We start from the raw sequence: 21,225 nt of genomic DNA on the forward strand, positions 1-21,225 counted from the left end.
TTGTTAAACTGTGAATAACTCTGATTTCTAAGTAGCTATGCTATCGATCGAGCAACTGATGAAAGAAGCTTTATCTTTACCAAGTGCATCGAGAGCGCTCCTGGCGGAGAGGCTAGTTGAAAGCCTTGAATTCGATGTAGACGAAACGATTCAAACACTTTGGACAACTAAAGCCAAGAATCGTAGGGACGAAATCCGAAGCGGCGCAGTTCAACCAATTTCTGGGGAAGAAGCATTGGCTGAGGTAAGGCGACTCCTAGAGCAATGAAGTATGTATTTCACCCAGCAGCATTAACTGAATATGGTGAAGCGGTACAGTTTTATTCACGGAGTCGAGTTGAGTTGGCTCAAGCATTTATCAACGCAGTTGAGGATGCAATATTCAGAATTATCGAGTCTCCCACTCGTTGGCGCATAATTGATGAAGAATTCGTCGATGCTTGACGCGCAAATTTCCTGATGGAATTCTCTACACAATTGAGCAAGATTTCATTCTAATTGTGGCAGTGATGCACTGTAGTCGAGAACCTGGATACTGGAAAAATCGAGTTATATAGATACAATCAAAATAAAGGTGCGATCGCTTCCTTGAAATTACGATAAAATTGCGATCGCGCTCGTCTAATCCTCAAAGATGGCATCAAATAACGATCGCTTAATCCTGAAATTAATCGCCACTAGGTCTTGATACAATTGATCTAAGCTATCAATGGTAATTTTGCTATCTGCTTGAAGTTTCCTAATAATTGCTAACATTCCCTTAACATTCAGTCCCAAACGAGTTGCTTCCTTCCTGGCTGCAAAATCATCCAAAATAATGTAGTCTGTTTGCAATTCAATGCCAAGGGCGATCGCTTCCGCCTCTCCTCTCCCCAGTCGCATATTTATACTGTTGGCTAAGGAAGTTAATTTAATTGTCCTGGCTGAAATTTTACCGGAATCAATCAAAGCTTTCACTTGCAGACAAGCTTCGTCAGATTTAGCACTGATTTCTTCTGCAACAAACATTGGCAGGTAGAATTCATCGGGAGAGTCAACAAAACTATCCAGAAATTGCAGCCGTGATAAAAAAATTAATGGAGAGGAGTTAAAAATAACCTTCAAGAGAGCCTACCAATTCTTCTCAAGTGGAATATCTTGTGGAGTTAAATAGGAAAACTCAAGCCCCATCAAGTCTAACAACGTAAGAAACACATCAGGCTCTATTCCCATAATTTCTGCTGCTTTTTTCAAGCTAATAACTCTAGAAAATAATGCTCCCAGCACGAACAAAAAAGTTTCCTTCTGCTCAATATCATCGAATAGTTGTATTTCCGAAGCAACGCTTCTTAGCACTTCCTTGCTAGTCATGGGGCTTTTAGAATAATGGCAGGATACGCTTTAAGCATAGACTATTTACCTTGACCTAAATACTATTGACTTAAAAACCTCTCAACGGTAGCGCTTTACCCATATCAACTCGCTTTAAGGAGTAAAAAGGGCGAATAGAATTCGCCAGGTATATTTGCAAAATTGGGATGTTCCCGTCTTCAACGAAGTTGGCTGCAAGTTCGACAAGTGCGATCGCATCTACCCTAACCAATTAACTTCTCATTCTTAACCAGCCAAAAATTTGCTCCGCTGTCAATTCTAGGTCAATCCCGTCTAACACAGCTAAGCGATCGCTTCCTTGATACAATTCTGGCTGTTGGTTGGGTAGGAAAATTAGTACAGAGCGATCGCTAGGATCGATTAGCCATCCGAGTTGGGAACCATGCTTGAGACAGTGCAAAATATTACCCGTCACTCGATTTGAACTCGGTTCTGGAGATAAAATCTCGATCGCCCAATCTGGAGCAATAAATACATCATCTACAGGTTCGCCTTCATCATTGAATTCAATCCGGTTCCAGCGAAGAACGGCAACATCTGGAACAATTGACCGTCCTCCAAATGTGCATCGCAGTTCCGGAAAAGCGTAGGCAATTCGCTGTTCCTCAACAACACCATTAATTGTACCCGTTAACTTTTCCTGAAGCCTGGAGTGACGAGTTTTAGGCATTGGTTTCTGAATCACCTCACCGTTGATATACTCTGTGGCAGGCTTTGTCTCTGGGAGTTTCAAGAACTCTTCTAAGGTGATGGATTTAGAGGATATTTGTACCATTGAGGCAGCCTCCAAGAGCGGAATCAGACAAGCTTTACCTTTTATTCTAGGTTTCGCATCAAGTCTAAAGTACCAGAGGAGTCAGAATAAGCGATCGCCCCCAGAAATTGACGGGAAAATGCGATCGCAAACTATATCAGCGGGTAGAGCTTGGTGTAGCAGGGTGGTCTACCTTAAGGTTCTACCCAGTTCTTGAGAAATTTCCTAGCCTGAACCTATAGCTCACTCGTGCCAAAAAAAATTTGTATGACAACCGACGTTTCTACTGACATCAACAAGAACAAAGGTATTAATGGATCGCTCTTGACTGGCGCTCTTTTGATTATTTTGGGGATAGTTGCGATCGCTGTACCGAATGTCTCGACAATTGTCGCTGAGACTTGGATTGCTTTGATCCTAGCTAGCGCGGGAGTCGCCAAGGCGGTCTATGCCTTTCAAACCCGCGAGCAAGGAGGTTTCATTTGGAAACTCTTGTTGAGCGCCCTCTACATTGCCACAGGCGCGATGCTATTTTTCTACCCCTTAACAGGTGTCCTGACGCTGACTCTGTTGCTAGGTAGTTTTTTACTGACGGAAGGTGTATTCAACCTGATCCTGGCATTCCGGGTGCGTCCGCAACCGAACTGGACATGGGTGCTGACAGATGGCATTATTACGCTGGTGTTGGGCGCAATGATTTGGTTCCAGTGGCCCTTCAATGCCCCTTGGCTGATTGGGACGCTAGTGGGTGTCAGCGTTCTGTTCACGGGAGTTTCCCGCGTGATGCTGTCGCTGAATGGGCGTTCTGCATTGAATCAGTCTAACCAAGCTGTTTAAGTCTGGTGTAGCGCGGGTAATGTAGCGTCAGAAAATTGCCTGCAAGCTCGATAGAAGCGATCGCATCCTGATGGCGATCGCTGCTATCAATTAAGGAAAGGTGCGATCGCGTCCTCAGTTGAAATAATTACTGAAGCGAGTCCCGATACAAAGTTTGCAATAAATTTTCTAATTTTTCTTCAGGACAGCACTCAATCAACGCTTCAAAAACCTCTAACAATTTGGCAGCGCTGTCTCCCAAAGTGGGACTAAGTCCCCAAACATCTTGTACCCAGTCTTGAGGACGTTCATCTTCAAAAATCAAGCGTTCTAGGAGTTGCTTTGATTCTATCTTGGAGGTAGGCATCTGGTTTAGCTGATGGGTAAAAATCTAATTATTAGCTGTCCATCATTAAACAGCATATAAGTGATAGGCTCACCGTTGTAGCATGAGTAGTCAATGCCACTCTACTACCCAGATGATTTCAGCTTGTGAGCCGTCCTCAAGATTTGTCCAGCTAAAATAGCCGCACCGAAGCCATTGTCAATATTCACCACGCCCACGCCTGCTGCACAAGAGTTTAGCATTGTCAACAGTGGCGCAAGTCCGCCGAAACTCGCACCATAGCCGACACTGGTGGGAACTGCAATCACGGGACAATCAGCCAAACCAGCGACGACGCTGGGTAAAGCACCTTCCATCCCGGCAACGACGATTAGCACATTAGCCGATTCAATGACGTGACGGTTACTTAACAGGCGGTGGATACCCGCGACTCCGACATCCCAGAGGCGCTGCACCCGGAAGCCACACAGTTCTGCTGTAACCGCTGCTTCCTCAGCGACGGATAAATCGGCAGTACCGGCACTGAGGATGCCAATTGTGCCCGAATACTGGGGTTCTAGGGTGGCAGGAGAAATGGCACAGATTCGGGCAGAAGGGTAATATTGGAGACCTGCTACTTTTTCCTGCAACTGGGCATAGACTGCCGGTTCAATCCGCGTTGCCATGACGATAGGGTTGCGCTGCCGCATCGCCTCCATAATCCCAGCAATCTGTTCGGGTGTCTTTGCTGGCCCCCAAATCACCTCTGGAAAACCCGTTCGCAAGGTGCGGTGATGGTCAATTTTGGCAAAATCGCCCACTGGTTCAAAGGCAAAATGCTTGAGTTTTTCTAACGCCGCTTCTGGGCTAACGTCACCAGCGGCAACCGCTGCTAATAAGATTTGCAAAGCTTCAGGTTGAGTCACGGCTTCAAATTAAGAATTAATAATGCAAAAAGAAGAATGGGCAATGTAAATTTTGCCTTTAATCGGTCACTTTCAGCTCATAAAGATTCCAGAGGACACCGCCAAGAGAAGAGTATTTGATGCCGGTAACGCGATCGCGCACGGCTGACATTGACAGCGGGTTGACTAGATAAATCATCGGCAAATATTCCTGCGTAATCCGCTGCGTTTCGGCATAGATAGCTTTGCGCTTGACCTCATCCAACTCCTGCGCTGCTTTGATATACAGACGCCCAATTTCCGCCTCCCAACGCGCCACCTCTCGACCCTCTATCGGCTTTGACCCCGATACGGCATCTTGATTGAAGCTGTGTAACCCGCCATCTGTCAACCAGACATTCGCACCATTATGCGGTTCGATACCGCCGGTAAAGCCGAGCAAATAACATTCCCAATTTAGAGTGTTTGAGAGTTTATCTACAAGCGTGTTGAAGGCAATCGGATTGAAATCTACTTGAATGCCAATTTGGCTCAAACTTTGCTTAATTTGCGCTCCCATTGACACGCGGGTTTGATTTTCAGCATTCGTTATTAATGTAAACTGCACGCGATTTCCATCCGCGTCTAACAACTGGTCTTGCTTGTTATACTTAAACCCTGCATTTAATAATAATTCCTTAGATTTTTTCGGATTATATTCGTAAACTTTCAGACCTTCTGCCGGAGTTATGTAGTAAGAACTTTGTACAGAAATCGGTGAATTTTGCATTTCACCCAGACCGCGCAAAGTGTTGTTAATCATCGCTTGCCGATCGATGGCATAAGCAACCGCTTGTCTGAATGCTACATTATTGAACCAGCGAGATTTAACGGGATCGATCAAGGGGCGTCCCTTCCGGCGTCCTTTATTTAGATTAAAGGAAATAAAAGTCGTGCCCGGTCGCGGTCCACCTGTATAAACTGTAAATTTTCCTCGCTTTTCTTCTTGTTTCAAAAGGGGAAAATCTTCTGGGCGCATCCGTCCCCACCCGTCGGTCGTATCTAAATCGTTAGTGCGGAACTGGAGCAGTTGAGTGTTCATATTTTCCGTAATTTGCCAGACGATGCGATCGATGTAAGGTAACTGATTACCTTGTGCATCTCGTCGCCAGTAATATGGGTTACGCCGAAACACGACCCGTTCGCTGGTGGTGTAACTTTCTAATTTGTAAGGGCCATTAACAATAATTTCTGCTGGATTGGTATCTACTCCCCAGATAGACATCAACCTGGGTTTTCCCTCTGAGTTTTTCGACTTTACAGCGTCCTCAAGAGCGTGTTTTGGCAAAATCACGATTCCATCGCTTTTTGAGCCGGTCGTAGTTCGCAAAAAAGGAGCAAACGGTTCTGGCAAAATAAATTCAACCCGTCGTTCATCTAGCTTTCTTACTTTCGGAAAAGCACCAGATGTACCAATTTTGAGGCTATCTCTGGCATCGGTAAGAATCTCTTTATTAAGAACCACATCTTCATAAGTGAAGACAACATCATCCGCCGTCAGTGGCTGACCATCCGACCATTTCAATCCTTCTCGAAGGGTAAAAACGATCCGCCGTTTATCCTCTGATATTTCCCAAGATTCAGCTAATGCAGGCTCAATTTCACCCGTAACGCTATTTTCAGACGTTAATCCCTCGTAGGTGAAGAGAAAAACATGGGGAAATTCTTGGTTAACTACCCAATTGAAAGTTTTGGGATCGCTTAATGTGGCTGTCACCAACTGGGATACTTTCTCAGTTGCCTGAGTTTTGAGTAAAGTCGGGTGACAGCCGAATAAAGCAAAAGGAAAAAGCCAAAAGCAAAAAGAAAGAAAAAGAGGAAGCAGGAAAGCATTCTTTCTTTTCTCTTTGCCCGATTGTTTTTTGCCTTGTTTACGGAATGTTTTTGTTTTCGGCGACTTTGAGTTCATAAAGATTCCAGAAGGCTCCACCAAGGGCCGAGTATTTGATACCCTGAACGCGATCGCGCACTGCCTCCATTGAAAGCGGATTCACCAGATAAATAAAGGGTAAATTTTCCTGGGTGATGCGTTGGCTTTCGACATATATCTCTCGCCGCTTACTTTCATCAAGTTCGCTGGCACCTTTAATGTAAAGGTTTTCAATTGCCAATTCCCAGTCCTCAGTCTCCCAACCCTTCAGCGGAGGTTCTCCAGCCTGTTGTGCCAGGTTAAAAGTGTGTAACCCCCCTTTGGTTGTCCAAGTGTTTGCCCCACCATTTGGCTCAATGCCGCCGCCGCCAATTTTGCCAATATAACTATCCCATTTCCGTTGGGTATAGACCTTTTCAATCAACGTATTGAAGTTAATCGCATTAAAGTCTACCAGAATCCCAACTGCGCCAAGGTCTTGTTTAATCTGAGCGCCGATGGCTTCCCGCAGCTTATTCCCTGAATTGGTGAGCATACTAAAGCGCACCCGATTGCCATCTGCGTCAAAAAGTTGACCCTGTGGGTTGTATTTAAATCCAGCTTTTCGCAGCAATTCTTTAGCTTTTTCTGGATTATAGTCGTAGACTTTGAGACCCTGTTCTGGAGATAAATAGTAAGGACTTTGCTTATAAATCGGTGAGTTTTGCGATTCTCCCAGTCCTCGATAGAGATTGTTCAGCATTTTCTGACGGTCGATGGCGTGAGCAACCGCTTGGCGAAACTCAAGCTGATTGAACCAGCGAGACTTAATTGGGTCTACGAGGGGCTGATTTTGAGAATTTTTGGCTTTATTGAAATTGAAAACCAAAAAAGTCGTACTTAGTTCTGGACCACCCGTGTAAATTTTAAATTTTCCCCGGTTTTCTTCTTGCTTAAGTAGAGAATAATATTCCGGCGTGATTCCCAGGGTATCTAAACCGCCAGAACGATATTGGATAAAAGATGTATCGGTATTTTCGACAATTTGCCAGACGATGCGCTCAATGTATGGCTGCTGATTACCCTGAGCATCCTGCCGCCAGTAATGGGGATTTCGTCTAAATATCACCCGCTCGCTAGTTTGATAGTTTTCTAGCTGATACATCCCATTAACAATAATTTTTTTGGGATCGGTGTCGATTCCCCAGCTAGACAGAAACTTAGGTTTCCCATCTGAATCGGCTGTAACGATGGATTCTCGCAGCGCATGGGCGGGTAAAATTGCTAGTCCGGTGTAGCGCAAAAATGGGGCGAAAGGTTCTGGAACTGTAAATTCAACCCGCCGCTCATCAAGTTTGCGGACTGTGGGCAGCAGGCGATCTTTGCCAATCTTTAGAATGTCTCTAATATCAGTGGGAATCTTTTCGTTGAAATAGACTTCATTGTAGGTAAAAACGACATCATCAACGGTCAACGGTTCACCATCAGACCATTTCAATCCCTCTCGCATGGTAAAAACAATTCGCTTTTTGTCTGGGGCGACTTCCCAAGATTCGGCTAAGGCGGGTTCAAGTTCACCATTGCCGTTTTCACTAATTAATCCCTCGTAAATTAAGCTAAAAACGTTGGGCGATTCTTGACTCAGGGCATAGTTAAAAGTTTTTGGGTCTTGCAGAATACTATCCACCAACTGGGGCACCTGGGCGGCTTTCGTTTTGAGTTGATTCAGGCTACAGCTGTGGAGCGCGATCGCGCTAACCATCGCCAACACTAAAGCTAACCATCGACGCCAATTTGAGGAAATAATAGCAGAAACTATCATAATTCTTGTCTGTACGAGTATTAATTAAAACTTATTGAGACTCTAGCCAACCGAGGAAATCTTGTGTGCGGGTTATATCACCAAGAAGCGCCACCTTCAGAGTAAGTATCTCCATCGTCCAGCGCCTGCAACAAACCGATGGCTGCCAATTCTGCTGATGCTGGCGGGGTTTCCGACTTCCAGTTATAAGCTAAGTCGCGCAGCCAAGCTTCAACGAGTGTCTTATGGTATGGCCCAAATATCCGTTTGCTGCTAAATTCGGGGTCGTAATGATTAAGCACCGTAGCAGTCTTAAGTATGCTAACGGGTTCCGATAAATTAACACCATCCCATTGAAAAATCTCAATGTCTTCAAGGTCAGCCAGCATAGCGAAGGGAATTTTCGGGTTCGCAACTTGCAGGTACGACTTGAGTTTCTCGATCGCCCATTGTTTGGTTTGACTATCTTTGAGTTTAGTAGCTTTGACTTCAACTACTAGAACGGTTTGTTCTTCACGGTTGCTGGCGATAATATCAGGATGATCGTTAGCCTGAGTCAGTTCAAATCTTCCAATTTCCATTGCCTTAATTCTCCCAGTGTGTTGAGAGTCTCTACCTTATTCGTCTTCAGTTCATTCCTATCCTAGACATTTTTAATCTTTCGACTCGATAGATTTAAGCCAAGTTAATCAGAAGCTACCAGTAAGGCTACAGCATAAGCTGCGATTCCCTCTTCTCGCCCAACTGAGTCTAACTTTTCATTTGTGGTGGCTTTGATGCCTACTTGGTCGGGTTTTAATTCTAGGACATCGGATAAGCGATCGCGCATCTTCTCAATATGCGGCTTCAGTTTCGGACGTTCCGCCACTACCACCGAGTCAATATTCTCAATTTGCCAACCCCGCTCCCGAATTAGCTGATACACTTGCTTGAGCAGTACCAGACTATCAGCCCCCGCCCACTGGGGATCTGTGGGGGGAAAATAATGACCAATATCCCCTAAACTCAGGGCACCGAGCATCGCATCCATAATCGCGTGAGTCAGCACATCCGCGTCACTGTGCCCCAGCAACCCCAATTCATGCTCAATTTTCACCCCTCCCAGAATTAAAGAGCGTCCGGCAACCAGCCGGTGGATATCGTAGCCATTGCCAATGCGAATTTTAGCCATTACTGTCTGTTTTCAGCTGTCAGCTTTTAGATTATAAAGCTGATAGCTGACGCTATATCTGCACCATATCCGTGTATTCAGTTAATAGCTCATCGTAGGTAAGGCTATCGGTTTGGGCTTGGGGACTCCAGAGCAATTCAAACACCATCAGATAGTCGGGGGAGATGGATGCTACTTTCTCTAAGGCTGACTTCAAAGCTTCAGCGGTGCGAATTTCTTCAAATAAGGGCTTGTCATCTGCTGTTCCGACGAGCAACGTGACCACAATATAAGCTGCTGGGCCATCATCCAAGTCAGGCATCGCGGGTTGTTGCCTTCTAACTCTACCACCCACATTTGTAAGGGTTTCCGCACTAAATTTGCTGCGTTCTTGTATAGAAACTTGGTTGAAAATTGCCTCGGCGGCCTCTCGACTTTTAACCGTCTGCGAACTTGCTAAAACATGAGTCCAATTTTCGGGCGATCGCAATAGCGCCAAGGCTGATTCTTGTAGCAGCTGCATCAACCCCTCTGAAGCGTCGGTATCGATATTCAGGCTCAGTTCCGTCAGTTGAGATTGAATGCTTCGAGCTTCAGCCAGCAATGCCACCTGTATCTTGCTGACAGTAACCGTATCATTCTCTAACTCTTGAGCTGCACTACCACCCTTCTTCTTCAAAAAGATGAAATAAGCCCAAAGCCCAATACTACCAACTGCCAACAACATCAATAAGAAAAGCCAAGGAAAGTCACTCGATGAGTTAGTAGCGTTGGAAGAATAGCCAGAATTGGTTGGTACTTGAGCAGGAACAGAATTTGCAGTTCCCGGTACAGTTTGAGGGTACGTTGATTGATTCGCCGGAACGTTGTTGGGATAATAATTCGGCGGAACGTTGTTGGGATAGGTATAGACGGGCGGTGCAACCGGAACCGGCACGATGACAGTGCTTCCCGGTTGTCTATAGTAAGGTTGATTCCAAGACGAGTTCGGGCGCGTTGGTTGAGTTCTCACTTGAGTTCTCACTGAGGACGGCGGGGGAGTGGTTCTTTGAAAAGAGCCGCCGCCTGCTCGTCCACCTGTATTGCCCCGACTGGACTGCGACGGTGTAGAGTCTCTGGGAGAGGAGCTACTACCGCTACTGGAGCGGCTGGGGCTGGAACTAGAACGCGACGGTGAAGAGCGAAAAGATCCGCCACCACTCCGTCCGCCACTACTTCTAGCGTGGGCTTCATTGCCAATCTTCAGCCCGGTTTCTCGATCGCCGATGGGCAGATGAATATTTACACTGTTGACTACGGTGAAACTCAGGACTGTAGCCCAAAGCAACTGAAGTTTTACGTTTCGTAGCATTTTCGCAGTTCCATTCTTCTCCTCCACGCTAGCTTTTACTCGTTGCTATTGTCGAGGTAAGAAGGTTGAAGCGGGAAGGTTGAAGTCAACGTGCGAATATCTTTACATTAATTCATCTTGAAAATAATGATGCTTTCAAAATTCAAGCAACCGCGAAAAATTCTTATTGTCTCTATTCTTGGTTTGGGTCTAGCTGTAGGAGCTTACCATGCCTGGTTTTTTTTCGGAGACTACCAGACCTTGTGGCAGGTGCAAGCAGATAAAAAAAAGATTGTTGCCTATCGCCAAAAGACTCAAGCGATACCTACCGATCCTCAAGCCTTTCTCAACCTTGGCAATGCCTACATGACGTTCTGGGAAAGTTTAGGTAAAGGGATTCGGAGCGCTAACAAGTTACAACAACAATCCCTAGCATGGGAGTGGCTATTATCCAAACCAGAGGTTTTAAACCAAGCTGTATTAGCTTATAACAAAGCTCTGCAACTTGACCCAAAGTTGGTCGATGCCCACTTTGGTCTGTGTTCTGCGTTAGTGGAACAAGGAGAAAGTGCAAAAGCGATCGCGCCTTGTCGCAAAGCAGCTAAACAGCAACCCACAAAAGCTAAAATTCATCTATGGTTGGGGCTTGCCTTAACTTACGAGCGGCAATGGGACGAAGCCGAGGCAAGTTTTCGCAAAACTCTGGAGCTAGAACCGAAGAATGACGATGCATACTACCACTTAGGTAACGTCTTGCTGGTAAAAGAAAAAACAAATGAGGCAGTAGCAGCTTATCGTCAATCGATTGAGTTAGACCCAAATGCCAACCTGACGTACCTGCGCTTAGGGGATGCTTTTACTATACAAAAGAAACCAGAGGAAGCCATTGCTGCCTACCAAAAGTCAATTCAGGTTGTACCTAATTACCATCCGCCTTACGAAGGGCTGGGGTGGATACTAGCTGAACAAAACCGATTGGATGAGGCGATCGCGGCTTACCGCAAAGCGATTGAACTATATCCTTTCTATACGAATGCTTATCAAGAGTTGGGACAGGTTCTGGTTAAACAAAACAAATTAGATGAGGCAGTTGCTATCTACCGCAAAGGGATTGAACTGAAACCTAAAGATAAAGATAAAGATGGCGACATCTATTACTTTTTGGGGACAGCCTTGATGAAGCAGAAAAAATTACCACAGGCGATCGCAGCTTTTAAGCAATCCCTCAAACTTAATCCCGATAATGCAGATGCCCGCCAGAGTCTGAAACAGGCAGAAACATCCAGCAAGTTTCAGCTCAATAAACAGAAACGTAGTAGACAGTAAATATTGTGTTGTTAGTCGCGGGTTTCTAGTTTAGAGTCTGCGCTAGCGGTTTTAGCGAGTGGAAAAAGATTGCACAACACTCTGGATATCATTGCTTAGCCCACTAATCGTCAAGAATAGGCGATCGCCATTGAGAACAAATTGATAGATGTGGCTTTCACGCAGGGTAGGAGTGCGTCAAAGCAGCTGTCCGCTTGTGGCATCAAGTACGCTTTTTGGATTTATCCCTCAGTCTGTGAGCAATCAGTTGCATAACTTGATATTAAGCGATCGCTATCATGTCACGGTACTCACTCAAAAGTTCCTCTTGAGTGAGCGCATCGGTTTCTGTTTGTGGACTCCAGAGTAGTTCAAACACCATTAGATAGTCGAGGCTGATTGCTGTAACTTTCTCGCTTGCTTGCTTGACAGCTTGTGCAGAAGTGAGGTTTTCAAATAACGGCTGGTCATCAGCAGTACCGATGAGCAATGTTACTACGATATATGCTGGTAGTTCTTCATCTAGATCGAGTTCGACTTGTTGCTGGGTAATTTTGCCATCTACGTTAGAGAGGGTTTCAGCCGTAAATTTGCTGCGTTCTTGTAACGAAAGTTTGTTGAAAACTGTTTCCGCTTCTTCCCGACTGGAAACTGTTTCTGAACTTCCCAAGATATGAGTCCAGCATTCGGAATTTTCTAGCAGTGCTTGCACAGATGCTTGTAGTAGCTGCATCAACCCTTCCTGGGTTTGGGTATTAGCCGTGAGACTTAATTGAGACAATTTTGATTGAATCGCACCAGCTTGGGCTGTTAGAGCTATCTGTAGTTGGCTAATGGTGACGATATCATTTTCCAGCTCATTTTGATTCATGGTTTTGAGTTTTGGGTTGGAACTAGAATCTTTCAACCAAGCAGCAAATAAATCGGGACGGCGATCGCGCGTTCTCTCAATTTGTCTATCTCGTCGCCAGCGTTCAATCTCCGCATGATTTCCCGATAGCAAAACATCCGGCACCTTCCACCCGCGAAAGTCAGCGGGACGGGTATATTGAGGATAATCTAATAATCCCGCCTCGAAACTTTCTGCTTTCAAAGACTCTTCCTTCCCCACCGTTCCCGGTAATAGGCGGATGGTACCGTTGAGCAGTGCCAGCGCCGGAATTTCTCCGCAAGTTAAGACAAAATCCCCTAAAGATACCTCCCGTGTCACCAAATTCAGCACCCGCTCATCGACACCTTCATAATGACCGCAAATAATTACCAATTGGTCATAATTGGTTGCCAATTCTCGCAACAGCGGTTGCTTCATCGGTTCACCCTGCGGCGTCATCAGGATCGTCTCGCGTCTGGGTAGAACTGGCAGCGACTCCACAGCACCAAATATCGGCTCTGGCTTCATCAACATCCCCACTCCGCCGCCGTAAGGCTCATCATCCACGCGGCGGTGTTTATCGGTAGCAAAGTTGCGGGGATCGATCAGATGCACGGAAGCAATCTGTTTGGCTAAAGCTTTCCCCAACAGTCCCGAACTCAGGGGAGAGGAGAAAAAATCTGGAAAAAGGGTGACAATATCAAATCGCACAGCAGAAGTCGGTGATAGTGAGTAGATAGGTTGATTTTACCCATTACCTACGACTCCCTACCCATTACCGACTACCCGGTATCCCCAATCTGAAGCTAATGTTAAATATTTTATAAAAAAGGTTGACTCGATCTGGCATTATGCATATAGGATTAAGCCGACAAGCGACAAGCTGTGGCGATCTGTAACGTTTGTTACTCAACAACCTAGAAAAACAATTAAATTGTTTGGTGATGTTGATGGAAAATCGCCTGCCAGAAAGATTGAGTGGGAAATTGAGACGATTGACAAGCGTGAAAATAGGGATTGTCCTGGTGTTCGAGGGGGCTAGACAGAGTTGAGCGAGAACCATGCATCAGGATAAATTAGCATTCCTATCAACTGGCAGAAAGATCCTATTCGATATCACCCTATGCTCAAGAGCAACATGATGCTGCAGTTAGAACCTCAATCCTTAGTACAGAGGATGCCCCAATCAACGAAAACCGCCATCATGGTGATAGGCGGTGCGGAAGACAAAGTTCACGGACGCGAGATCCTACAAACTTTTTTGAATCGTGCTGGCTCGACTGATGCCTGCATTGCGATTATTCCGTCAGCATCCAGAGAGCCTGCGGTGATTGGCGATCGCTACCTCAGCATCTTTCAAGAGATGGGTGCCAAAGTGATGAAAGTGTTAGATATCCGCGAACGGGAACAGAGTTACGATCCCTTGATGCAGGAGTACATTGAAGAGTGTACAGGGGTTTTCATGACGGGAGGCGATCAACTGCGACTTTGTGGACTGCTTGGCGAGACGCCATTTATGGAAAGAATCCGATACCGAGCGCAACTGGGAGAGATTACGCTGGCAGGCACCAGTGCAGGAGCGGCGGTGATGGGTCATCATATGATTGCGGGAGGCGGTAGCGGCGAGTCTCCTAATCGTTCCCTGGTCGATATGGCGCTAGGATTAGGTATTCTCCCGGATGTAATTGTGGATCAACACTTTCACAATCGTAATCGCATGGCGCGTCTAATTAGTGCGATTTCGGCTCATCCAGACAAATTAGGAATTGGGATTGACGAAGATACCTGCGCCTTAGTGGAGGCAGATGGTCTTTTGCAGGTAGTAGGCAAAGGCACGGTGTCTATCATCGATCCTGGGGAGATATCTCACACCAATCAATCCTTAGTGGGAGCAACCGATCCGATTAGTATTTTCAATCTACGATTGCACATTCTCAGTTATGGCGATCGCTACCATTTACACCAGCGAGTCATCCTGCCACCCGATGGCTGATGAGTGAATATTACCAGCGGTACTTCAATTCCAAATTTTAAATTTGTCACGATTGCCCTTTTGGCAAAAAACTGTTCGTGGAGAACAGTGCAGTGACTTTTTAAAGCTGGAAACTAGGGAATTGCTTAAAGTAGCAGCGGATTCAGTAAGGGCGAAGCCTTTCTGGCAAAGTTTTCTCTTAAAAGCAGCAGATGTTAAATCGCTTGCATCTTCGTCCCTACCCGCCATTCGACAGCCCACATCCTCTGAATCACCCGCAAAAATAGCCATGAGAATTTTAAAAATCCAGACATTACGGGGTCCCAACTACTGGAGTATTCGACGCCAAAAATTGGTCGTCATGCGCCTAGATTTAGAAGAACTCGCAGAAAAGCCATCCAACGAGATTCCTGGCTTCTACAAGGGATTAATCCAGGTGCTGCCAAGTCTGGAAGAACACTTCTGTTCCCCTGGTTGTCGAGGTGGTTTCTTGAGCCGAGTCAAAGAAGGCACCATGATGGGACACATCATCGAACACATTGCCTTAGAACTTCAGGAACTTGCCGGGATGCCAGCTGGCTTTGGTCGCACCCGCGAAACAGCCACCCCAGGCATTTACCAGGTGGTCATTGAGTACCACGATGAACAAGCCGGTCGCTATGCCGTCAGAGCAGCCGTGCACCTCTGTCAGAGCATTGTAGACACCAGCACCTACTCCGCCCAGGAGTTAGCACAGGATCTCAAAGACCTGAGAGATTTCGCGCAGGATGCCGCCCTCGGTCCCAGCACCGAAACCATTGTCAAAGAAGCAGAAGCGCGAGGAATTCCCTGGATGCCTTTAAGCGTTCGCGCCATGATTCAGATAGGCTATGGCGTCTACCAGAAGCGGATGCAGGCGACTTTGAGCAACCACTCCAGCATTTTGGGCGTCGAGCTTGCCTCCGACAAAGAAGGCACCAAAAAAATGTTGCGCGAAGCCGGGGTGCCGGTTCCTCGCGGCACGGTGATTCACTACCTGGACGAACTCGAAGACTCCATTCAAGAGGTGGGTGGCTACCCAATCGTACTCAAGCCCCTCGACGGCAACCACGGACGGGGCATTACTATCGACATCACCGACTTAAAACAAGCAGAAGAAGCCTATGATGCTGCCAGTACTGCTTCTAAAACTCGCTCGGTGATTATTGAACGCTACTATACCGGACGCGACCACCGAGTGTTGGTGGTCAACGGCAAATTGGTGGCAGTTGCGGAACGAGTCCCCGCCCATGTGGTGGGAGATGGCACATCCCGCATTGAGCAATTGATTGAGCTAACCAATAGCGATCCTCATCGGGGTGAAGGGCACGATAACATCCTCACCAAAATTGAAGTAGACCGCACCACCTTCACGCTGTTGCAACGGCAGGGATATACCCTGGAAACAGTGCTACCCGCCGGAGAGATTTGTTACCTGCGGGCAACAGCCAACCTCAGCACTGGCGGGATTGCGGTTGACCGGACTGACGAAATCCATCCAGAAAATATCTGGCTTTGCGAACGAGTCGCCAAGATTATCGGGTTGGATATTGCTGGAATTGATGTGGTGACATCCGATATCAGCAAACCCTTGCGAGAAGTGGATGGGGTGATTGTTGAGGTTAACGCCGCCCCCGGATTCCGGATGCACGTTTGTCCCAGCCAGGGTTTGCCGCGAAATGTGGCTTCCCCAGTGCTAGATATGCTCTTTCCGCCGGGAGCGCCTACCCGCGTTCCCATCGTTTCCATCACTGGCACCAACGGCAAAACGACAACGACTCGTCTGATTGCCCACATCTTCAAGCAGACGGGGAAAACGATTGGCTACACCACCACCGATGGCACCTACATTGGGGATTATATGGTGGAACCGGGAGACAACACCGGCCCTCAAAGTGCCCAGTTGATTCTTTCAGATCCCACAGTAGAAGTGGCGGTGCTAGAAACGGCGCGTGGGGGGATTCTCCGCTCTGGCTTAGCCTTCAGTGCCTGTGATGTGGGCGTCGTCTTAAACGTGGCTGCTGACCACCTGGGAATTGGCGATATTGAAACGATTGAAGATATGGCTCATCTCAAGAGCGTAGTGGTGGAATCGGTGATGCCAGAAGGCTATGCTGTCCTCAACGCCGACGATCCCCTGGTGGCAGCGATGGGGCGGCGGGTGAAAGGACAAGTGGCTTATTTCACTATGAATCCGGAGGAAAATGAGCTGGTGCGAGAACATACCAGCCGGGGCGGTTTGGCAGCGGCTTATGAAAATGGTTATCTGTCGATTTTGAAGGGAGATTGGGTATTACGGATTGAACAAGCGGTGAATGTGCCGCTGACGATGGAGGGACGGGCACCTTTTCAGATTGCCAATGCGCTGGCAGCAAGTTTGGCGGCTTTTGCGGAAGGTGTGAAGATTGAGGAAATTCGTCAGGGCTTAAATACGTTCCGCGCTTCGGCTTCTCAGACCCCAGGGCGGATGAATATGTTCGATATGGGCAAATTTAATGCGTTGATCGATTATGCTCACAATGCAGCCAGCTATGAGGCGTTGGGTGGTTTTGTCCGCAACTGGCCTGGTGAGAGAATTGGTGTGGTAGGTGGCCCTGGCGATCGCCGCGATGAAGATTTCATCACGCTGGGCACACTCTCGGCAAATATGTTTGACCGCATCGTTATCAAGGAAGATGATGATACGCGGGGGCGTCCTCGCGGTGAGGCAGCAGCGTTAATCTCTCACGGCATTCAGCAAGAAAAGCCAGATTCCCGCTATGAAACCATTCTGGAGGAGACGACCGCCATAAATACGGCGCTGGATCAAGCACCAGAAGGCAGTTTGGTGGTCATTTTGCCAGAAAGCGTCACCCGTGCGATTAGCATAATTGAGGCTCGTCGCCCTCAAATGGAGAACGAGCATCAGCCAGTTGCGCCGTCGGTGGAAAATCAAAATAGCTTGAAGGCGTCTGTAGCACAGACCCTTTAAACGCTCATCGGTTATATATTTGTAGGGACACGGCAATGCCGTGTCCCTATACGTTATTTGAGGTCTTGATTTTCATCTGATGGTTCCTCGTCCACGCCCCTTACTCCGTCCTTAAAGCCGCGTAAAGTCTTACCCAGCGAGCTTCCCAGTTCGGGGATCTTCTTGGGACCGAAAATTAAAATCGCCGCGATCGCTATCACGCCCACTTCCGGCCATCCTAAACCAAACATACCGAGTCTCCTGCAAACTATCCACGATCAACTATAAGAGACTATCGATCGGCTGGAGGAAGATAATCTCTGGTAATTGGTATTTCCAACCATTCGCTGAGTTCATGCGCTAACCATTCGAGTTCCGGTTGAGTGAGGGAAGCGTAATACTTGCTTATGAAATTTATACCGCCAAGCTCATATTTTTGAACACCCGCCCAAACAATCAGCCAAACTAAATCCTACGCTTTGGAGTTTTATTTCAATAAAAGCTACATTTTTTGTGAGTTTAATTTTACTATCAAGGGGTTTCTTAATAATTAAAGGAGCGCTATTATCTATTGTAAGCTGTTCTTGTTTTAGTGCTTGCAGTGCTTCACTAGCAGAATTCAAGCGTCGATTTAGACTGGGATGTGTCATCCTCTTTAACCAATTGATAAAAGCAGGACTGAGATTGGCAGCTTTTTAAAATTCAATTTGCAAGTTATCTGTTTGGGGTAAATCGGCAGGATGTTGACCTGTTACCAGATAAATTAAAGTTGCACCTAAACTGTAAATATCAGAGGCGGGAACAGCACGTCCGCCAAATTGTTCGGGTGGCATATAGCCATAAGTTCCCACTACAGTAATCGTCCCACCTTCCTTTGCAGCAAGCGTTTGCACCGAACCGAAATCTACTAGATAAACCTCTCCGATACTATTACCAGAACGATTGGTTAATAAAATATTGCTCGGTTTGATATCGCGGTGGATGACAGCAGGTTGACGCCCATGTAGGTAAATTAGAATTTCTAAAATTGATGTTGCCAGTTGTTTGATTTCGGCTTCGCTGAAACTACGTCCACCTTTAAGATGTTCTTCTAGAGATTTTGCTTCTATATAAGTTTGTACTAAAGCAAATCCCTTACTGTTAGGTGAATTAACTTCAAAAAAGTCAAGGTAGCGCGGAATAGCAGGATGTGTTAATGATTTTAGAGTTTCCGCTTCCCGTTCAAATAATTTAAGGTCGTCCCACACAAAGTCATTGCCAAAAGTCAATATCTTGACGACGACTAATTGTTGCGTTTTTTGGTCATGTACTAGGAGTGTGCGTCTTCCAGCGCGTTTCCCAAGCTGCTGTTCGATTTGGTAGCGATCGCCTAAGACTTCACCCTTCATACTTGTCGCCTGTCCCTAGCTATTAGCTGTTTTATAACTTTGACTCATTGCCTATGGCAAGCTGATATCCTTAACCTACCTGCCTTTATTGCTGGATTCCTGTAAGCCAAAGAAAACAAATTTAAAAAAAATGCTCGAAACTTCCAAGCCATCCTTACGCGAACAACAACACCCTCTGATTCGCAATTTAGCGGACACCATCGAGGCAGTTTGGCACCGCCATCTCGACCTTTCACCCTACCACCTGCCAGATGAGTTGGGGTATGTAGAAGGACGATTAGAGGGCGAAAAGCTGACGATTGAAAATCGCTGCTACCAGTCGCCGCAGTTCCGCAAAATGCACCTGGAATTGGCAAAAGTCGGCACGATGCTGGATATTTTGCACTGCGTGATGTTTCCGCGTTCAGAATACGCGCTGCCAATGTTTGGCTGCGATTTAGTCGGGGGACGGGGACAAATTAGTGCAGCGATCGCCGATCTTTCTCCTACTAGCAACCTCACCTTACCGGCAAACTATACCGCTGAACTTCAGGCGCTACCAGCCCTCGACTTCTCGCAACCGCGCGAACTACCCGCTTGGGGCGAAATCTTTTCGGAATTCTGCATCTTTATTCGACCAAGTAACCCAGAGGAAGAAACCCAATTTCTCTCCCGCGTCGAGGGGTTTTTAGAAATTCATTGTGTCAGCGCCAAAGCCGCCAAACCCGTTTCTAGCGAACAGCAAGCTGAAATTTTACAGGGTCAACACAACTACTGCACCAAACAGCAGCAGAACGACAAAACCCGTCGGGTGCTAGAAAAAGCTTTTGGTACGGAGTGGGCAGAACATTACATGACGACAGTTCTGTTTGACTTGCCGAGTGCTTAATCTGCTAGTAAAGATTCATTCGCCAGATTGAGGCGTTCCTCTTAAGATTAATTAATAAAAATAATTTCCTTAGAGGTTATGGCGCAGGAATCAGGCTCCAAGAATCAACCATTCGTAAAACCTATAGGGCGGTGGGCGATCGCGGTTGTCGTGGCTGGTGCTTTAGCGACCAGTGGCGTTGCCGTTTACAACCTCTATGCCTTGCGAGAGGCTGCTCAGCAGCCGGTGCCGACAGCGGAGCCTACTACGCCTCCCAACGTTGCTGTGACTGCCTTGGGGCGTCTGGAACCGCAAGGGGAAGTGATCAAACTTTCTGCTCCCATGTCGGTTCAGGGCGCGGCTCGCGTGGATCAACTTTTGGTCAGAGAGGGAGATAAGGTCACAAAAGGTCAAGTGGTGGCAATTCTCGACAATCGCGATCGCTTACAAGCAGCTTTGAACAAGGCAAAACAACAAGTCAAAGTCGCCCAAGCCGATCTCAATAAAGTGAAAGCTGGGGCGCAAGCGGGGGAAATTACTGCTCAGAAGGCAGCGATCGCTCGCACCCAAGAGGAGTTACGCGGGAGAATTGCCACTCAACAGGCGACTGTAGCCCGCTTAGAAGCCGAACTGCAAGGAGAAAAAAATGCGTCTGTTGCCAAGATTGCCCGTCTGACAGCCCAGATGGATAATGCGAAAACGGAGTTCGATCGCTATGAGCAGCTGTATCAGCAAGGTGCAGTTGGAGCCTCTCTCTTTGACACCAAACGCTTAGAAGTAGAAACCGCACTTCGGCAACTCAACGAAACTCAAGCCACTGCTAACCAGAAAGTAGCCACCCTGGAACAGCAAATTAACGAAGCGAAAGCCACGGCGAAGGAGACAATCGCCACTCTGCAACAGCAAATCAACGAAGCGAAAGCTACCTTGGAAAAAATTGCGGAAATTCGTCCCGTTGATATCGAAGCAGCGCAAGCCGAAATTGAGAACGCGATCGCATCTGTCAAACAAGCGCAAGCAGACTTGGAATCAGCCTATGTACGAGTACCCGTTCCCGGTCAAGTTTTGAAAGTTCACACCCATCCTGGAGAAACCATTAGCAATAATGGAATTGTCGAAATTGGGCAAACCGAGTCGATGGTTGCTGTCGCAGAAATCTATGAAAGTGATATCGGAAAAGTGCGACTGGGGCAGCAAGCTACGATTAATAGCGAGGGCAATGCTTTTGCCGATGAACTCAAAGGAACTGTCAATCAAATTGGCTTGCAGATCGGTAAAAAAGATATTTTAAATACCGATCCAGCCGCTGATGTAGATGCCAGAGTAGTGGAAGTAAAAATCCGCCTGGATGCAGACTCCAGCCGCCGCGTTGCCGGTTTAACTAACTCCAAAGTCACCGTCAAAATTCATATTTAGCCATCCGTTTTCAGTTAAAGGAGTGTTTAATGCCACAGCTTAAGTGCTGAGCTATTAAGTAAACAGAACACTCCTAGTTTCTATTACTTCCCTTACGCTACGCGGTTATTTTTCTAGC

Annotated in this window: 19 protein-coding genes and 3 pseudogenes; 8 read left to right on the plus strand and 14 right to left on the minus strand. The window is 46.8% G+C overall.

Going from position 1 to position 21,225, the window contains the following annotated elements; all coding sequences use genetic code 11:
- Nucleotides 1–37: 37 nt before the first annotated feature.
- A complete protein-coding gene (locus ACFW2W_RS24810) occupies nt 38–268 on the plus strand; it encodes an addiction module protein (protein ID WP_378184446.1) in 231 nt (76 codons plus the stop codon).
- Nucleotides 265–557: pseudogene (locus ACFW2W_RS24815) on the plus strand (type II toxin-antitoxin system RelE/ParE family toxin). Before ACFW2W_RS24810 ends, ACFW2W_RS24815 begins: the two are co-directional and overlap by 4 nt.
- Before the next feature lie 64 nt (nt 558–621).
- Here ACFW2W_RS24815 and ACFW2W_RS24820 read toward each other — a convergent pair.
- From ACFW2W_RS24820 to ACFW2W_RS24830, 3 genes are all read right to left on the minus strand, one after another.
- Nucleotides 622–1,104 (minus strand): DUF3368 domain-containing protein, encoded by a 483-nt coding sequence (locus tag ACFW2W_RS24820; protein ID WP_378184447.1) that lies wholly within the window; start codon nt 1,102–1,104, stop codon nt 622–624.
- Between the two features lie 6 nt (nt 1,105–1,110).
- Nucleotides 1,111–1,350: a hypothetical protein gene (locus ACFW2W_RS24825; RefSeq protein WP_378184448.1), complete on the minus strand. Its 240-nt coding sequence runs from the start codon at nt 1,348–1,350 to the stop codon at nt 1,111–1,113.
- A gap of 232 nt (nt 1,351–1,582) precedes the next feature.
- Nucleotides 1,583–2,146, minus strand: a complete 564-nt coding sequence (locus ACFW2W_RS24830; RefSeq protein WP_378184449.1) for a Uma2 family endonuclease — start codon at nt 2,144–2,146, stop codon at nt 1,583–1,585.
- A 246-nt stretch (nt 2,147–2,392) separates the two neighbouring features.
- On the opposite strand from ACFW2W_RS24830, the gene ACFW2W_RS24835 reads away from it, so the two are divergent.
- Nucleotides 2,393–2,962: an HdeD family acid-resistance protein gene (locus tag ACFW2W_RS24835; protein ID WP_378184450.1), complete on the plus strand. Its 570-nt coding sequence runs from the start codon at nt 2,393–2,395 to the stop codon at nt 2,960–2,962.
- A gap of 127 nt (nt 2,963–3,089) precedes the next feature.
- Here ACFW2W_RS24835 and ACFW2W_RS24840 read toward each other — a convergent pair whose 3' ends face one another.
- The 7 genes from ACFW2W_RS24840 to ACFW2W_RS24870 form a co-directional block, all read right to left on the minus strand.
- A complete protein-coding gene (locus ACFW2W_RS24840) occupies nt 3,090–3,308 on the minus strand; it encodes a hypothetical protein (protein WP_378184451.1) in 219 nt (72 codons plus the stop codon).
- A 104-nt stretch (nt 3,309–3,412) separates the two neighbouring features.
- Nucleotides 3,413–4,192: a nickel pincer cofactor biosynthesis protein LarB gene (gene larB, locus ACFW2W_RS24845; protein WP_378184452.1), complete on the minus strand. Its 780-nt coding sequence runs from the start codon at nt 4,190–4,192 to the stop codon at nt 3,413–3,415.
- Nucleotides 4,193–4,250: 58 nt separating this feature from the next.
- Nucleotides 4,251–6,035 carry an ABC transporter substrate-binding protein gene (locus tag ACFW2W_RS24850; RefSeq protein WP_378184661.1) on the minus strand — a complete coding sequence of 595 codons (1,785 nt, stop codon included), beginning with the start codon at nt 6,033–6,035 and terminating at the stop codon, nt 4,251–4,253.
- Nucleotides 6,036–6,081: 46 nt separating this feature from the next.
- Nucleotides 6,082–7,881 carry an ABC transporter substrate-binding protein gene (locus ACFW2W_RS24855; RefSeq protein ID WP_378184453.1) on the minus strand — a complete coding sequence of 600 codons (1,800 nt, stop codon included), beginning with the start codon at nt 7,879–7,881 and terminating at the stop codon, nt 6,082–6,084.
- A gap of 77 nt (nt 7,882–7,958) precedes the next feature.
- Complete coding sequence (locus ACFW2W_RS24860; protein ID WP_378184454.1) at nt 7,959–8,441, minus strand: type I restriction enzyme HsdR N-terminal domain-containing protein; 483 nt, start codon at nt 8,439–8,441, stop codon at nt 7,959–7,961.
- 104 nt (nt 8,442–8,545) lie between these two features.
- The gene (gene ispF, locus ACFW2W_RS24865; RefSeq protein WP_378184455.1) at nt 8,546–9,031 is read right to left on the minus strand and encodes a 2-C-methyl-D-erythritol 2,4-cyclodiphosphate synthase; all 486 of its coding nucleotides are present in this window, start codon (nt 9,029–9,031) and stop codon (nt 8,546–8,548) included.
- Between the two features lie 52 nt (nt 9,032–9,083).
- Nucleotides 9,084–10,361 carry a DUF1517 domain-containing protein gene (locus ACFW2W_RS24870; RefSeq protein ID WP_378184456.1) on the minus strand — a complete coding sequence of 426 codons (1,278 nt, stop codon included), beginning with the start codon at nt 10,359–10,361 and terminating at the stop codon, nt 9,084–9,086.
- Between the two features lie 126 nt (nt 10,362–10,487).
- Here ACFW2W_RS24870 and ACFW2W_RS24875 point away from each other — a divergent pair, with 126 nt between their 5' ends.
- Entirely contained in the window at nt 10,488–11,666 is a 1,179-nt protein-coding gene (locus ACFW2W_RS24875; protein ID WP_378184457.1) for a tetratricopeptide repeat protein, read from the plus strand.
- 262 nt (nt 11,667–11,928) lie between these two features.
- On the opposite strand, the gene ACFW2W_RS24880 is transcribed toward ACFW2W_RS24875, so the two are convergent.
- Both ACFW2W_RS24880 and trmD read right to left on the minus strand, forming a co-directional pair.
- Entirely contained in the window at nt 11,929–12,516 is a 588-nt protein-coding gene (locus ACFW2W_RS24880) for a DUF1517 domain-containing protein (protein WP_378184663.1), read from the minus strand.
- A gap of 24 nt (nt 12,517–12,540) precedes the next feature.
- A pseudogene (trmD, locus tag ACFW2W_RS24885) lies at nt 12,541–13,227 on the minus strand (tRNA (guanosine(37)-N1)-methyltransferase TrmD); the annotation flags it as partial.
- Between the two features lie 430 nt (nt 13,228–13,657).
- Here trmD and ACFW2W_RS24890 point away from each other — a divergent pair.
- The gene (locus ACFW2W_RS24890) at nt 13,658–14,509 is read left to right on the plus strand and encodes a cyanophycinase (protein ID WP_378184665.1); all 852 of its coding nucleotides are present in this window, start codon (nt 13,658–13,660) and stop codon (nt 14,507–14,509) included.
- 268 nt (nt 14,510–14,777) lie between these two features.
- Complete coding sequence (gene cphA, locus ACFW2W_RS24895) at nt 14,778–17,477, plus strand: cyanophycin synthetase (RefSeq protein WP_378184458.1); 2,700 nt, start codon at nt 14,778–14,780, stop codon at nt 17,475–17,477.
- Nucleotides 17,478–17,530: 53 nt separating this feature from the next.
- Here the strand turns inward: cphA and tatA are convergent, their stop codons facing one another.
- Nucleotides 17,531–17,707, minus strand: a complete 177-nt coding sequence (gene tatA / locus ACFW2W_RS24900; RefSeq protein ID WP_190412322.1) for a twin-arginine translocase TatA/TatE family subunit — start codon at nt 17,705–17,707, stop codon at nt 17,531–17,533.
- 216 nt (nt 17,708–17,923) lie between these two features.
- Nucleotides 17,924–18,844, minus strand: a pseudogene (locus ACFW2W_RS24905) (serine/threonine protein kinase); the annotation flags it as partial.
- Nucleotides 18,845–18,974: 130 nt separating this feature from the next.
- Here ACFW2W_RS24905 and ACFW2W_RS24910 point away from each other — a divergent pair.
- Together ACFW2W_RS24910 and ACFW2W_RS24915 are read left to right on the plus strand one after the other, a co-directional pair.
- A complete protein-coding gene (locus ACFW2W_RS24910; protein ID WP_378184459.1) occupies nt 18,975–19,712 on the plus strand; it encodes a phycocyanobilin:ferredoxin oxidoreductase in 738 nt (245 codons plus the stop codon).
- Between the two features lie 78 nt (nt 19,713–19,790).
- The gene (locus tag ACFW2W_RS24915; protein WP_378184460.1) at nt 19,791–21,107 is read left to right on the plus strand and encodes an ABC exporter membrane fusion protein; all 1,317 of its coding nucleotides are present in this window, start codon (nt 19,791–19,793) and stop codon (nt 21,105–21,107) included.
- Nucleotides 21,108–21,225 lie beyond the last annotated feature (118 nt).

This window comes from Coleofasciculus sp. H7-2 (assembly GCF_042747725.1).
GTDB lineage: Bacteria > Cyanobacteriota > Cyanobacteriia > Cyanobacteriales > FACHB-T130 > FACHB-T130.

Coding starts and splice junctions, on each gene's coding strand:
- ACFW2W_RS24825 (WP_378184448.1), bottom strand. CDS start 1,350: ATGACTAGCAAGGAAGTGCTAAGAAGCGTTGCTTCGGAAATACAACTA.
- tatA (WP_190412322.1), bottom strand. CDS start 17,707: ATGTTTGGTTTAGGATGGCCGGAAGTGGGCGTGATAGCGATCGCGGCG.
- ACFW2W_RS24835 (WP_378184450.1), top strand. CDS start 2,393: ATGACAACCGACGTTTCTACTGACATCAACAAGAACAAAGGTATTAAT.
- ACFW2W_RS24840 (WP_378184451.1), bottom strand. CDS start 3,308: ATGCCTACCTCCAAGATAGAATCAAAGCAACTCCTAGAACGCTTGATT.
- cphA (WP_378184458.1), top strand. CDS start 14,778: ATGAGAATTTTAAAAATCCAGACATTACGGGGTCCCAACTACTGGAGT.
- ACFW2W_RS24915 (WP_378184460.1), top strand. CDS start 19,791: ATGGCGCAGGAATCAGGCTCCAAGAATCAACCATTCGTAAAACCTATA.
- ACFW2W_RS24890 (WP_378184665.1), top strand. CDS start 13,658: ATGCTGCAGTTAGAACCTCAATCCTTAGTACAGAGGATGCCCCAATCA.
- ACFW2W_RS24910 (WP_378184459.1), top strand. CDS start 18,975: ATGCTCGAAACTTCCAAGCCATCCTTACGCGAACAACAACACCCTCTG.
- ACFW2W_RS24830 (WP_378184449.1), bottom strand. CDS start 2,146: ATGGTACAAATATCCTCTAAATCCATCACCTTAGAAGAGTTCTTGAAA.
- ACFW2W_RS24875 (WP_378184457.1), top strand. CDS start 10,488: ATGATGCTTTCAAAATTCAAGCAACCGCGAAAAATTCTTATTGTCTCT.
- ACFW2W_RS24880 (WP_378184663.1), bottom strand. CDS start 12,516: ATGAATCAAAATGAGCTGGAAAATGATATCGTCACCATTAGCCAACTA.
- ACFW2W_RS24870 (WP_378184456.1), bottom strand. CDS start 10,361: ATGCTACGAAACGTAAAACTTCAGTTGCTTTGGGCTACAGTCCTGAGT.
- ACFW2W_RS24810 (WP_378184446.1), top strand. CDS start 38: ATGCTATCGATCGAGCAACTGATGAAAGAAGCTTTATCTTTACCAAGT.
- ispF (WP_378184455.1), bottom strand. CDS start 9,031: ATGGCTAAAATTCGCATTGGCAATGGCTACGATATCCACCGGCTGGTT.
- ACFW2W_RS24855 (WP_378184453.1), bottom strand. CDS start 7,881: ATGATAGTTTCTGCTATTATTTCCTCAAATTGGCGTCGATGGTTAGCT.
- ACFW2W_RS24860 (WP_378184454.1), bottom strand. CDS start 8,441: ATGGAAATTGGAAGATTTGAACTGACTCAGGCTAACGATCATCCTGAT.